This is a genomic window from Gymnodinialimonas sp. 57CJ19 (assembly GCF_038396845.1).
In the GTDB taxonomy this organism is placed as follows: domain Bacteria; phylum Pseudomonadota; class Alphaproteobacteria; order Rhodobacterales; family Rhodobacteraceae; genus Gymnodinialimonas.
Window position 1 is genome coordinate 2,921,148 of the sequence record NZ_CP151587.1, and the last position, 14,688, is coordinate 2,935,835.

General features: G+C 63.5%; 7 protein-coding genes. 5 read left to right on the forward strand and 2 right to left on the reverse strand.

Annotation, left to right across the window (positions count from 1 at the left end; translation table 11 throughout):
• Positions 1–179: 179 nt before the first annotated feature.
• From AADW23_RS14355 to AADW23_RS14370, 4 genes are all read left to right on the forward strand, one after another.
• Positions 180–1,172, forward strand: a complete 993-nt coding sequence (locus tag AADW23_RS14355; protein ID WP_341861625.1) for a TAXI family TRAP transporter solute-binding subunit — start codon at positions 180–182, stop codon at positions 1,170–1,172.
• A gap of 250 nt (positions 1,173–1,422) precedes the next feature.
• The gene (locus tag AADW23_RS14360; RefSeq protein ID WP_341861626.1) at positions 1,423–3,966 is read left to right on the forward strand and encodes a TRAP transporter fused permease subunit; all 2,544 of its coding nucleotides are present in this window, start codon (positions 1,423–1,425) and stop codon (positions 3,964–3,966) included.
• An 80-nt stretch (positions 3,967–4,046) separates the two neighbouring features.
• Positions 4,047–5,207 carry a cytochrome P450 gene (locus AADW23_RS14365; RefSeq protein WP_341861627.1) on the forward strand — a complete coding sequence of 387 codons (1,161 nt, stop codon included), beginning with the start codon at positions 4,047–4,049 and terminating at the stop codon, positions 5,205–5,207.
• Entirely contained in the window at positions 5,207–5,917 is a 711-nt protein-coding gene (locus tag AADW23_RS14370) for a site-2 protease family protein (protein WP_341861628.1), read from the forward strand. Before AADW23_RS14365 ends, AADW23_RS14370 begins: the two co-directional genes overlap by 1 nt.
• A gap of 19 nt (positions 5,918–5,936) precedes the next feature.
• Here the strand turns inward: AADW23_RS14370 and uvrA are convergent, their stop codons facing one another.
• Positions 5,937–8,828, reverse strand: a complete 2,892-nt coding sequence (uvrA, locus tag AADW23_RS14375; protein WP_341861629.1) for an excinuclease ABC subunit UvrA — start codon at positions 8,826–8,828, stop codon at positions 5,937–5,939.
• Between the two features lie 74 nt (positions 8,829–8,902).
• Entirely contained in the window at positions 8,903–10,015 is a 1,113-nt protein-coding gene (locus tag AADW23_RS14380) for an MFS transporter (protein WP_341861630.1), read from the reverse strand.
• Between the two features lie 166 nt (positions 10,016–10,181).
• Between AADW23_RS14380 and AADW23_RS14385 the strand changes: the two genes are divergently transcribed.
• Entirely contained in the window at positions 10,182–14,555 is a 4,374-nt protein-coding gene (locus AADW23_RS14385) for a VWA domain-containing protein (RefSeq protein ID WP_341861631.1), read from the forward strand.
• Positions 14,556–14,688: the final 133 nt, after the last annotated feature.

Genomic DNA, 14,688 nt, shown 5'->3' on the forward strand with positions numbered 1-14,688 from the left:
TGGATTTCCACCCAAGTGAAGGGCGGGAATGGGTAGAAATCCACCCAAAGTGACAAGGGGGCGCTCGTTTTTAGCGCAAACACGGTAAATGCACGGTTGTTGCCGGGGGGGTTTGCCCACACCAAACGTGCAAGCGATCGGGGCGGGAGCCCGGTCGCAGGTATCTTAGGGAGACTACCATGACATTTACAAAACTCGGCGCATTGACGCTGTCCACCGCTATCGTTGCGACCTCCGCCTTTGCGGACGGCCATGTTGATCGCACCGGTTGGCCCGAGAACTTCACCCTTGGCACCGCCGGTCAGGGCGGCACCTACTTCGCCTATGGCTCCGGTTGGGCCAACCTTGTGGCGGACGAGCTGGGCATTTCCGGCGGCTCCGAGATCACCGGCGGCCCAATGCAGAACATGGCCCTGGTACACACCGGCGAGGCACAGTTCGGCATGACCACCATGGGTCCGGCCGCTGAATCGCTGCAAGGCACCAACCCCATCGCCCCCGGCCTGCAAATGACCGGCGCCTGCGCGATGTTCCCCATGTATCAGACGCCCTTCGCGGTGACCGTTCTGGCCTCTTCCGGCATCGAGTCCATCTCTGATATCCCGGCGGGCGCCCGCATCGGCTTTGGCCCCGCTGGCTCCACTTCGGACACCTATTTCCCTCGCATGATGGAAACCCTCGGCGTCGAGTTTGACCGCCGCAACGGCAACTGGACCGACCTGGGCGGTCAGGTACAGGACGGGCTGCTGGACGTGATCGCCTTCGCAGCTGGCGTTCCAACCCCCGCCGTGAGCCAGCTTGAAGTGCAAACGGAGATCAACTTCATTGCCTTCACCGAAGAAGAGCAAGCCACGATCATGGAAGCGTTCCCCGTATCGCCCTTCACGATCCCCGCGGGCACCTACGAGACCCTCACCGAAGATGCGCAGTCGGTTTCCATGTGGAACTTCGCCATCGCCAACTGTGAACTGCCCGAAAGCTTCGTTTACGCCGTCGTCGACATCGTCATGTCCGACAACGAGCGGATGCAGGCGATCCACGGCGCGGCACGCTCGACCCTGCCAGAAAACTGGGACCGCAACAACGTCCTGAACTGGCACCCCGGCGCGGCCCGTTGGTTCACCGAGAACGCAGGCGCTGATATCCCTGCGGACATGATCCACGGCGGCTAATCGGTTTTGGGGCGGGCCTTTCATGGGCCTGTCCCTTCCCCCCTCGCCCCGCGCTTCGGACCACTCCGACACACCTCTGGCCACCTCGGCCGCATCCGAACCGGATCGCCGTGCCCCTGCTCGGCGCACCACCGCGCAGGCATTGCCTTTGCGTCCGGTCCGTCTCCACGTCTTTTCTTCGCGCGCGATCATCCGCAGCGCAGACCGCCAATCCCGCAGCCCCCAATCCCATAGCCCCAAGGGACAGCCCATGACCGACCAAGCAGCGACAGACCAAGTAGACGGCCCGATCATCGCCGACGGCGTGGATGAAGAGCCGGTAGAAAGCAATCGCCGCTTGTTCGAGGGCCGCGCGTTCTTGATCGTGGGGATCTTGTCGGTGCTCTATGCGGGCTTCCACATGGCGGCCCTGAACGGCCTGTCCATTTCCGCGATGACCGGGATTGAATTGCCCTTCCTGCCGCAGTTCCCAATGGAAACATGGAACTTCCGCATCACCCATATCGCGGGCGCCCTGGCCTTGGGGTTCCTGCTGTTCTCGGCCCATACCTTCGGCGCAGAGGTCGCGTCGGACCGCTCGACAAGAGCGATCTCACTGGTCGCGGCACTCTTCGCCCTTCCCGCGCTCTATGCCGCCTATACCGTCCTGGGCTTCATCGCCCAAATCAACGGCGGAGAGCTGCCGCAGATGGGCGGGCTGACCACTTGGGCCGCCTTCCCCGGCACCGATATTTACAATGCCGAAGTCTTCCACTTCGGCCTGCCCCTGCTGGTCGCCACCGGCGGTGCCATCGTGCTTGGCTGGTTCGAGCGTCAGGGCCGCGGCTCTTTCGCCGCCTCCGACATCGTGCTGGCGCTCTGCGCCGTGGTCGTCGCGCTCTACCTGATCCCGATCTATTCCACCGCTGCGCGTAACGCTGTCGGCACCTCCTTCGTGCCCATCGGAGTGGCTTTCGCGGCCACCGCAGGCGCCGCGATGATCCTGGAGCTGACCCGCCGCGTCGCGGGTCTGGCCCTCGTCATCATCACCGGGGTCTTCCTCGTCTACACCTTCACGGCACATCTTTTGCCCGGCATCCTTGCGGTGCAAAACCCCTATGACTGGCAGCGCTTCTTCGGCTTCGTTTACACCGACGCAGGCATCCTTGGGCCAACCACAGCCGTGTCGTCGACCTACATCATCTTGTTCATCATCTTTGCCGCCTTCCTCCAGGCCTCCAAAGTGGGCGATTACTTCGTCAACTTCGCCTTCGCTGCCGCGGGCCGTGCCCGTGGGGGGCCTGCGAAAGTGGCAATCTTCGCCTCGGGCCTGATGGGCATGATCAACGGCACATCGGCGGGCAACGTGGTGGCCACCGGCTCACTGACGATCCCGCTGATGAAGAAAGTCGGCTACCACAAGAAAACCGCCGGCGCCGTGGAAGCAGCCGCCTCCACCGGTGGGCAGATCATGCCCCCGATCATGGGCGCGGGCGCCTTCATCATGGCCGAGATCACCGGCATCCCCTATCAGGACATCGCCATCGCGGCGCTGATCCCCGCCGTGCTGTACTTCGCCTCCATCTACTTCATGGTGGATTTTGAGGCCGCCAAACTCGGCATGCGCGGAATGCGTGAAGACGAGCTGCCAAAGTTCCGCGAAATGGCCAAGAAGGTCTTCCTGTTCCTGCCGATCGTCATCCTGATTGCGGCGCTCTTCATGGGCTATTCGGTGATCCGAGCAGGCACACTCGCCACAGTTGCCGCCGTCGTCGTCTCTTGGGCCGCGCCCGAGCACTTCTTGCCGCGCGGCGCCTGGTCCTTGCAACGCCTCTTCGTGCTCGCCATCTCGGCAATGACGATCATCCTCACCGTCGTCTGGATCGTCACCCCCGCCCCGGCACCGGGGGCTGATCAAAGCGCACTGATGACGAACCTCGCGCTGATAACCGGCCTGATCATTGTGGCCAGCTTCCTCTACATCTCGGTGCAGGAAGTGGCGAACCCCGACAGCACCCTTGGCCTCGGCATGAAAGGCATGCTGCGCGGGCTCGAGATCGCAGGCGTCATGTCGATCCAGATCATCGCCGTTTGCGCCTGTGCAGGCATCATCGTTGGCGTCATCTCCCTTACCGGCGTTGGCGCGCGCTTTTCCTCGGTCCTTCTGGACCTGGCAGGCGTCAGCCAACTTCTGGCGCTGTTCTTCGCCATGTGCATCGCGATCCTTCTGGGCATGGGCATGCCCACCACGGCGGCCTACGCGGTGGCCGCAAGCGTTGTGGCGCCGGGCCTCGTGTCCCTCGGCATCCCGCAACTGACGGCACATTTCTTCGTCTTCTACTTCGCCGTGGTCTCCGCCATCACGCCGCCCGTGGCCCTGGCCTCATATGCTGCCGCTGGCATCTCTGGCGCCAACCCGATGGAAACAAGCGTCGCCAGCTTCAAGATCGGCATCGCCGCCTTCATCGTGCCGTTCATGTTCTTCTACAACGGCAACCTCCTGATGCAGGGCCCCATCGTCGAACAAGCCGGTGAAATGATCCACCAGGCCCCCGCCTGGTATAACCTCCTGCGCGCAGGCATCACGGCAATCCTGGGCATCTTCCTGCTGACATCGGGCATCCAGGGCTGGTTCGTGGGCAATCGCCCCGTGTGGTTCCTACGGGTGGGCCTGATCCTCGCCGCCCTCCTGCTGATCGCAGGCGGCTGGACCACCGACATCGCCGGCATCGCAACCGCGGTGGTGATCTTCCTGATCCAACGCCTCTTCAACCCCACGGCAAACGCTGCCATCCCGGTGCGCGGCGCCGACTAGGCCCTTCACCTTTTCTTAAATATCGAAAAACTGCACGACGCCCCCTACCAAGCGGGGCGTCGATCACTTTAAACAGTCCCATGATCACACTTCACCAATCCCCGACCGACCCCGCCTTCGTGCAGAACCCCTACCCGTTCTACGCCGGCGCCCGTGCCCATGGCCCCCTGTTCCACTGGCACGATTACGCCATGCCTTGCACCACAACCCACGCGGCCACCAATGCCATCCTGCGCGACCGCCGCTTCGGCCGTGAGCCTGTGGATGCGCTCCCCGTGCCGGACCACCTCAAACCGTTCTACAACGTCGAAGCCCACTCCATGCTGGAGCTGGAGCCGCCCCGCCACACCCGCCTGCGCGGCCTCGTGCTGCGTGCCTTCACCAACCACCGGATCAAGGAACTGGCGCCCGAGATCACCCAGCTGACCCACGACCTGATCGACCGCTTCCCCGAAAACCACGACCTGCTTGAAACCTTCGCCCGGCCCCTTCCCGTCACCATCATCGCCCGCCTCCTTGGCGTGCCCGAGGATATGGCCCCAGACCTGCTGCGCTGGTCCAACGCCATGGTGATGATGTACCAGGCGGGCCGCACCCGCGCCGACGAGGACGTCGCCGTTGCGGCGACGGAGGAGTTCGTGGCCTTCATGCGAGACTACGTCGAGCGCAAGCGCCGCGACCCACAGGACGACCTGATCACCGCGCTCATCGCCGCCGAGGAAGACGGCGCGAAGCTCTCCACCGACGAGCTGATCACCACCTGCATCCTGCTCCTGAACGCGGGTCACGAGGCGACGGTGCATTCCATCGGCAACGGCATGAAACTCTGCCTCGAAGACGGCCACCGCCCCCCTGCCGACCCTGCCAAATTCACCGAAGAACTGCTGCGCATCGACCCGCCGCTGCATATGTTCACCCGCACCGCCTATGAGGAGGTTGAGGTTCACGGCCACACCTTCCAGCGCGGCGACCAAGTGGCGCTCCTGCTCGGCGCGGCCAACCGTGACCCAGAGGTCTACCCCGATCCCGATACCTTCCTGCCCGATCGCTCTGGCCCCGCACAATTAGCCTTCGGCGCGGGCCTGCACTTCTGCGTCGGCGCACCTCTGGCCAGGCTAGAGCTGCAAATCGCCCTGCCGATCCTCTTCCAGCGTTGCCCTGATCTGGCCCTGACCGCCGTGCCGCAATATGCTGATATCTATCACTTCCACGGCCTCGATGCGCTGATGGTGCGCAGCTGATGGGCAATGCCATCGTCTTCACCCTGCGCGGCCCGTGGCGCATCCCGATCCAGTTCGACATCAGCCTTCTGCTGCTCGCCGTGCTCTTCGCGATGCTCTTCATGGATCGCGGCATCGCCGCCGCCGCCATGGGCTTTTCGATGATCGTGGTGGCGATCTTGCTCCATGAACTGGGCCATGCGGCGGCATGCGTGGCCCAAGGCATCCCCGTTACGCGCATCGTGCTCTTTGGGGGCGGGGGGTTTTGTGAATACCACGCCCGTGTCAGCCCGCGCCAGACCGAGTTCATCGCCGTCGCGGGCCCCCTTGTGAACCTCGCGCTTTGGGCAATCATCACCCTGATCGTCCCCCTCACGATTGCCGAGCCTACGCCTGTCAACATCAACGGCACCCTGATCACCCCGCCTCAGGGCACGTCAGAGCTGACCCGTAACTTGGGCTTTTTCGCACAACTCAACCTGTTCCTCGCGCTGTTCAACCTGTTGCCAATCTTGCCGTTAGACGGCGGGCGGCTGCTGCATTCCTGGCTGCATCGCTACGTCCGCGCGGTCACTGCCAACAAGATCACCGGAGCCGTGGGCGTTATCTTCTCGATCCTGTGGATACCGCTGATGTTCGCCGCCTATTTCGCCTTCGGCTTCATTCTGCTGTTCTTCCCCAGCTTCATGCAAAGCTGGCGCATGATGCGCAGCGGTCAGGGGTTTTATTAACCTGACCGCTGCCGCGCAGTTATTCCGCCGCGTGCTGCCGTGCCTCCAGCATCGGCCCGAGATAGCGCCCGGTGTGGCTTTCGGCCACTTTCGCCACCTGCTCCGGCGTGCCCTTGGCCACGATCTGCCCACCGCCATCGCCACCCTCGGGGCCAATGTCGATGATGTGGTCGGCAGTTTTGATCACGTCGAGGTTATGTTCAATGACAACGACAGAATTCCCCTGATCCACCAATTCATGCAGCACTTCCAACAGCTTACGCACGTCTTCAAAGTGCAGGCCCGTCGTCGGCTCGTCGAGGATATAGAGCGTGCGTCCCGTGGATTGCTTCGCCAGTTCCTTGGAAAGCTTCACCCGCTGCGCCTCACCGCCCGACAGTGTCGTGGCCTGCTGGCCGACCTTGATATAGCCCAGACCCACCCGCATCAGCGCGTCCATCTTCGAGCGGATCGAGGGCACCGCCTTGAAGAACTCCTGCGCGTCCTCCACCGTCATGTTCAGCACATCGGCGATGGACTTGCCCTTGAACTGCACCTCCAACGTCTCGCGGTTGTAGCGCTGGCCCCGGCAGGTCTCGCACTCCACGTAGACGTCTGGCAGGAAGTGCATCTCGATCTTGATCAGCCCGTCACCCTGACAGGCCTCGCACCGGCCGCCCTTCACGTTGAAACTGAACCGTCCCGGCCTGTAGCCCCGCGCCTTGGACTCGGGCAGCCCCGCAAACCAATCCCGGATCGGCGTGAAGGCGCCGGTGTATGTCGCGGGGTTGGACCGTGGTGTGCGTCCGATGGCGCGCTGGTCGATGTCGATCACCTTGTCCAGATGCTCCAACCCCTTGATCGTCTCACACGGCGCCGGCGTCTGCCGCGCTCCGTTCAGCTTCATCGACGCCGTCTTGAACAACGTCTCGATTGTCAGCGTGGACTTGCCGCCCCCCGACACGCCCGTGACGCACACGAACTGCCCCAGCGGGTAATCCGCCGTGACATTCTGCAGGTTGTTGCCCGTGGCCTTCACCACCGTCAGCTTCTTCTTGTTGCCCTTGCGCCGCTTGGCCGGAATCGCGATCTCGCGCCGTCCTGCCAGATAATCCCCAGTGATCGAGTTGGGGTTGGCAATCAGGTCGTCGGGCGTGCCTTCACCCACCACCTGCCCGCCATGCACCCCCGCACCCGGGCCGATATCGAAGACGTAATCCGCCTCGCGGATCGCCTCTTCGTCATGCTCCACCACGATCACCGTATTGCCCTGATCGCGCAGGTTCTTCAGCGTCGTCAGCAGCCGGTCGTTATCACGCTGATGCAACCCGATCGAGGGTTCATCCAGCACGTACAACACCCCCGTCAGGCCCGAGCCGATCTGCGACGCCAGCCGAATACGCTGCGCTTCACCGCCCGACAAAGTGCCCGCGTTGCGCGATAGCGTAAGGTATTGAAGCCCCACATTGTTAAGAAACCCCAAACGCTCACGGATTTCCTTCAAGATCGCGCGGGCAACCTCGTTTTTCTGCTTCGTCAGGCTTTCGGGCACGGTTTCGCACCATGCGAAGGCCTCGGAAATCGACATTTGCACCACCTGGCCCACGTGGAGGCCCGCGATCTTTACCGCCAGCGCTTCAGGGCGCAGACGATAGCCGCCGCAGTCGCCGCAGGGGCGGTTGTTCTGGAACCGCTCAAATTCTTCCCTGATCCACGCGCTATCGGTTTCGCGATAGCGGCGCTCCATATTGGGGATGACGCCTTCAAAGGTGCGCTCAACCTGGTAAACGCGTCCGCCTTCGTCGTAGCGGAATTGGATTTCCTCCTCCCCCGATCCGCGCAGGAAAACCTGCTGGATCTTCGGGTCCAGGTCTTTCCATTTTGTCTTCGGCGCAAAGCCGTAATGCTTGGCGATAGCTTCGATCGTTTGCACGAAATAGGGGGATTTTCCCTTACGCCACGGGGCGATAGCGCCATCTTCAAGGGACAGGGCCTTGTCGGGTACCATCAGACCCTCGTCGAAAAACAGCTCCATCCCCAAGCCGTCGCACGACGGGCAGGCGCCAAACGGCGCGTTAAACGAGAACAAGCGCGGCTCGATCTCGGGGATGGTGAATCCGCTGACGGGACAGGCGAATTTCTCGCTGAAGGTGAACCGCTGCGGCTCCTCCCTGTCGCCCTCTTGGGGCGCCTGGTCCTCGCCGCTTCGCTGTGCCAGTTCCAGCACCGCGATGCCGTCGGCCAGATCCAGCGCGGTGCGAAAGCTGTCGGCCAACCGTGTTTCCGTACCTTCGCGCACCACGATCCGGTCCACGACAACATCAATGTCGTGGCGGAATTTCTTGTCGAGGGTCGGCGGCTCGTCCAATTCGTAGAAGGCGCCGTCGACTTTAACCCTTTGGAAACCTTGCTTGCGTAGTTCTAGGAATTCCTTGCGATATTCGCCTTTGCGGTCGCGCACTATGGGGGCGAGCAAATAGGCGCGTGTGCCTTCCTCCATCGCCATGACGCGGTCGACCATATCCTGCACCTGTTGCGCCTCGATCGGCAGGCCGGTGGCGGGGCTGAAGGGCGTGCCCGCGCGCGCAAAAAGCAGGCGCAGATAGTCGTAGATTTCGGTGACGGTGCCCACGGTGGAACGGGGGTTCTTGGAGGTCGTCTTTTGCTCGATCGAAATTGCGGGGCTCAGGCCGCTGATGTGATCGACGTCGGGTTTCTCCATCATATCAAGGAATTGGCGTGCATAAGCGGACAGCGATTCAACGTAGCGGCGCTGACCCTCGGCGTAGATCGTGTCAAACGCGATGGAGGATTTGCCCGAGCCCGACAGACCTGTAATCACCACGAGCTTGTCGCGGGGAATATCAAGGTCGATGTTCTTGAGGTTGTGTTCGCGCGCGCCGCGCACCTCGATGTTCTTCAACTCGGCCATATCCGCCCCCGATTAACTGTGCGGTTACACATAGGTGCTACTGTCCGAGTCTCCAACAGAAAAAGAGGAACAAATTAAGAACGGGCGGCGCGATACGCAAGGAAGGTGACAACTGCCGCCACGATACAGACGCCAATCGCCACGGGAAGGTAGGCCGCAGACCCAAGGGCTGCCAGAACCGGCGTGCCGGTGAACGTCCCGATGTTGCCCAATTGCGCAAGGGCTCCGTTGGACAGGGCGCGGTCGTCGTCGGCCTCGTTCAGCCAGGGCACGGCCGCGAAACCCGCGCCCGCCGTGACGCCGCTGCACAGCATGGCGAGGATCAGGACATAGGGCGCCGCGGCGCCCCCCAGAAGCGTGAGCGAAAACAGAAGCGCCATCGCCGCGAAGGTCGTGGGCACCAGCGTTCCGGGCGTGAACCAGCGGATCAGCACCCCGGCAAGCAACGACCCCAGGATGCCCGCCAGCGGAAGGATAGGGGCAAGCCATAACGCGCCAAGGGCCAGCGGAAGGAATGTCACCAGCGCCAGAAACAACATCGCGTAAATGCCGTGGCCCAATGCGGGCGCGAAAAGGCGCGGGGTGGCGTAGATCGTCAGGTGATCGGACAATCGCGGCAACGGGCGGCGCACCGCCACGACGCCACGGGGCAGCATGGCCGTAAGAACGCAAAACATCAGGCCCGCAAAGACCGCGTGGCCACCGTAGGCCAGCACCAGATTATCGCCCATCAGCAGGGCCGCGACGGAGAAACCGACACCAAAGAAGGTGGCCCAAAGGCCCATGACCAGACCTCGGTCCTTGGGGGCGGCAAGACGCGCCATCAATGTGGGCACGGCCACGACCAGCACCAGATGTCCTGCGCCTTCGATGACCCGCAGCGCCATAAAGGCTTGGAATGGCGGCAAAAAGGCCTCGGCCCCGCCCACAATTGCGGAGGCCGCCAACGCCATCAGGATCGCGCGGCGCGGGCCGATACTGGCGGTGATCCCCCCCGCCATGACCCCAAAGAGGATGCCCATGACCGCCACGCCCGACACCGCGAAGGCGACGGGCCAGCCCGGATAGGCCTCAGCCAGGGCCGTCAACGTCAGGGAGATTTTGGAAAACTGCATCCCCGCGATCAACCCGGTCAGATATAATGCCGCGATCAGCGGCCAGGGGGTGCGGGTCTCGGAAAGGGTCATGGGGTTGCATCGTCCGATTTCGCGCCGCCGTCAAGCAAACGCAGCGCCCTGTTCCAATGGCAGGAAAACCCGCCCTATGCGGCACGCCCCGAACACGTTACCGTGAACGGGAATGGCCGGAGTTCGCCCGGTCCCTGCCCCATTTGTCTAGAACGGATGACTTTTTATGCGCGCGTTTTTCCTCGCCCTGTTTACACTCCTCATGCTTCCCCTTGCAGCCTTGGCGCAATCAGCGGATCGGCCCAACACGATTTTGGTGTTGGACGGTTCTGGCTCCATGTGGGGGCAGATTGATGGGGTCAATAAAATCGTTATCGCGCGGGAAGTTATCGCTGAAATGCTGGCCGACATGGCCGACGATGTCTCTCTTGGTCTGACGGTTTATGGCCATCGCCAACGGGGCAGCTGCACGGATATTGAGACGATCGTTTCCCCCGCCCCCGGCACTCAGGATGAAATCCTCGCCGCTGTGAACGCGATCAACCCGCGCGGGCGCACACCGATGACCGACGCCGTTATCGCCGCCGCGCAATCGCTGCGCTCCACCGAAGAGGCCGCGACAGTGATCCTTGTCTCCGACGGGATCGAGAACTGTAACCCTGATCCCTGCGCCATCGCCGCCGAACTGGAAGCCACGGGCGTGGATTTCACCGCCCATGTGATCGGTTTCGATGTCGCCTCCGAGCCCGAGGCGCGGGCGCAGATGCAGTGCATTGCCGACAACACCGGCGGGCAGTTTCTGACCGCCGACAACGCGACAGAGCTAGGCGAAGCCCTTGAAACCGTTGTCGCAATCGCCCCCACTCCCATGCGGATCGAGGCGCAGGTTCTGCCCGAAGGCGCCCTGCCCACCCGCCCCGTCAGCTGGACACTTCTGGGCACCGATGGCGATACCGTCAGCACCGGCATCCAAGGCCCCGCCATCGACGTGAGCCTGTTCCCCGGCACCTACATCGCCCAAGCGACCCGGACGGAACCCAACGGCCCGCAGACTTATCAAACCTCCTTCACCGTGATCGACGGCCAGACAGACCTCGTCATCGTCGCCATGCCTCCGATCATCGACACCTCGCAAATCACCTTCACCGCCCGCGTGCGGCCCGACATGTCGGTGCCCGCCTCGCAACTGGCGTGGACGCTGTTTGACAGCGCTGACACGGCGCTTCTTGGCCCCGTCGTGGCCCCCGGCGGCAACGTGGCGCTTTTGCCCGGCGACTACCGCCTGGAGGTGGAGCGCGCCAACGCCGGCACCCGCCACGAGGCCCGCTTCACGGTCGAGCCCAACACCCCGCAAGAGGTCATCGTTCCCCTGCCCGCCCTCACCGTGGAAATCGACTTTGTCGCTCGCATCGGCAGCGTCGGCGGCGTGACCATCACCGACCCGGTCATCTGGGATGTGGAGCCGCTGCAAACCAACCCCGTCACCTCCAACCCTGCCACCTTCCAGATGTCGCGCGGCGCCTACCGCGTCACCGCCTACTGGACCGCTCAGGAGATCGAGCAAAGCGTTGACTTCGTGGTCGTGGATCAACCGCGTCAGATCGTCGTGGTCTTCCCCGAGCCCGTGCCCCAGGCCAGCCTCACCGCCGTGGGTCAGGCCCGCGCGGGCGATACCATCGAAGTGGCGTGGACCGGCCCCGGGGCCGAGGGCGACTGGATCGGCTTCTACCCGACCGCGAACACCTCCAACCACAGCTATGACGCCCTCACCCCCCGCCTTTCCCCGGCCGAGGGCAACCCCCAGCGCATGCGCGTCCCGCCGCTGCCCGGCACCTACGAGTTGCGCTATATCCTGGCCGAGAATGGCCGCCAGGTTCTGGCCCGCCTGCCCTTCGAAGTTCTGCCCCAACCCGCCTCGGTCGAGGCCGCCTCCGGCATCGCGGGCGACACCGGCACCGTGACCTGGACCGGCCCCAATTTCTCCGATGACTGGATCGGCTACTACCGCGTCGATGATACCGCCTCCCACAGCTATGATGCGCTGACCCGGGTGCAGCTGAATGGCGAAACCTCCCCCACGGCGCTGAATTACCCCGCCGAAGCAGGCACTTATGAACTGCGCTACGTGATGGCGCTTGGCCGAACCGTGCTGGCGCGCCAGATCGTCGAAGTGACAGAGGTGCAGGCAACCCTGACCACCTCTGCCACCGGCACCGCAGGCGCTCAGGCCGAGGTTGGCTGGACCGGGCCCGCCTATGACGGCGACTGGATCGGCTTCATCGATCCTGCTGACACCTCCAACCACTCCTACGATTTCGCCACCCGCGTGGCAGTGGCCGAGGGCAACCCCGTCCGCCTCAACTACCCCGCCGCTCCCGGCACCTACGAATTGCGCTATATCCAGCGTCAGGGCCGTCAGGTGCTGGCCCGGATGACCGTCGAAGTGACAGAGGTGCAGGCAACCCTCACCACCGCCGCCACAGGCATCGCGGGCGCGCAGGCCGAGGTCGGCTGGACCGGTCCCGCCTATGACGGCGACTGGATCGGCTTCATCGATCCCGCTGACACCTCCAACCACTCCTACGACTTCGCTACCCGCGTGGCAGTGGCGGAGGGCAACCCCGTCCGCCTCAACTACCCCGCTGCTCCCGGCACGTACGAGTTGCGCTATATCCAGCGTCAGGGCCGTCAGGTGCTAGCTCGGATGACCGTCGAAGTGACAGAGGTGCAGGCAACCCTGACCACCGCCGCTACAGGCGAGACCGGGCAATTCGCGGAAGTCGGCTGGACGGGCCCCGCCTATGACCGCGACTGGATCGGCTTTATCGACCCCGCTGACACCTCGAACCACAGTTACGATTTCGCGACCCGTGCGGCGGTGGCCGAGGGCAATCCCCTGCGTCTGCAATATCCCGCAACGCCCGGCACGTATGAGCTGCGATACATCCAGTACCAGGGCCGGCAGGTGCTGGCGCGGATGACGGTCGAGGTCTCAGAGGCTGACGCCGCGCTGACCCTGCCCGACACCGCCGTGGCCGGATCAATGATCGAGGTTGCATGGGTCGGGCCGGACGCGCCGCGCGACTATATCGGTATTGGCCCCGATGGCGCTTCCGGTGGCGCACAGTGGCAGAACTACACCCGCACGGCAGACGGCAATCCGCTGCAATTGCAGGTGCCGCCCACGCCGGGCACATACCGGGTGCAGTACTTCCTGCATCAGGGCAACACGAGCCTTTTGTCTGCGCTGCTTACCGTCACCCCGGCTGAAGCCAGCGTGACCCTGCCGGCCAGCGCGGTGGCGGGCTCGACTGTCGAAGTGGGTTGGACCGGGCCGAATTATCATCGCGATTACATCGGCATCGGCCCCGCTGGCGCTTCCGGCGGCGCGCAGTGGCAGAACTACAGCCGCACCGCCGACGGCAATCCGGTGCAGCTTTTGGTCCCGTCCGAGCCGGGTACCTATGAAGTTTCGTACTTCATGAACCAGGGCAATACCGAGCTTGCCACCGCCACGCTGGAGGTCACGTCGGTCGGGGCCTCCATCACCGCACCGGCAACAGCCGTGGCAGGCTCGACGATCGAGCTTGCTTGGACCGGGCCGGATTATCACCGCGATTACATCGGCATCGGCCCCGTGGACGCGACCGGCGGCGAACGCTGGCAGAACTACACGCGCACCGAAGAAGGCCCGATCCTGCGTCTGCAAACGCCCCCTGAGGCGGGCGAATACGTGATCCGCTATTTCCTCAACCAAGACCGCTCGGTTCTGGCCGAAGCACGGATCACCCTGACCGAGGCTGCATCTTCCATTACCGCACCGACGACGGCGGTTGCGGGGTCAGTCATCGAGGTTGCATGGACCGGGCCGGATTATCACCGCGATTTCATCGGCATCGGCCCCGTGGGCGCGACCGGCGGCGAACGCTGGCAAAACTACACGCGCACCGAAGAAGGCTCTCCGCTCATGCTGCTGACACCGCCCGAGGCGGGCACCTATGTCATCCGCTACTTCGTGGATCAGGATCGAGTGGTGCAGGCCGAGGCGGAAATCACCCTCACCGCGCCCGCCGCGACACTCACGGCTCCGACAACGGCGCCCGTGGGTTCCGTGGTCGAGCTTGGCTGGACCGGGCCGGATTATCATCGTGACTTCATCGCCATCGGGGCCGTTGGGGCCACGGGCGGTGCGCAATGGCAGAACTACACCCGTACCAGTGAAGGCTCTCCCCTGACATTGCTGATGCCGACAGAGCCCGGCGAATACCTGATCCGCTACTTCATTGATCAGGACCGCGTAGCGATTGCCGAAGTTCCAATGACCCTCACCGATGTCACGGCAACCCTCGCGGCCCCCACCGTCGCTCCTGCCGGAGGTACGGTAGAGGTTCAATGGACCGGGCCTGACTATCACCGTGACTTCATCGGTTTGGGTCTTGTCGGGGCCACCGGCGGCGGCCAGTGGCAAAGCTATGCTCGCACAAGCGAGGGCAGCACGGTCACCCTAAACGTGCCAGAGACGCCGGGTTCATATGTGCTGCGCTACTTCATGGACCAGGATCGCCGCGCGATTGCAGAGTTGCCGATCACGGTGCAGTAGAGCGGCAAAACGGGCGGCACAATTCGCCGCCCTCATGCCGAGACGAAGAAAGAGGGGCCACACATCCGTGGCCCCTCTTTTTTCTTGTATAACAATGTGAATATCGAGTGTTTGCAGTCCCTTAAGATGTGTG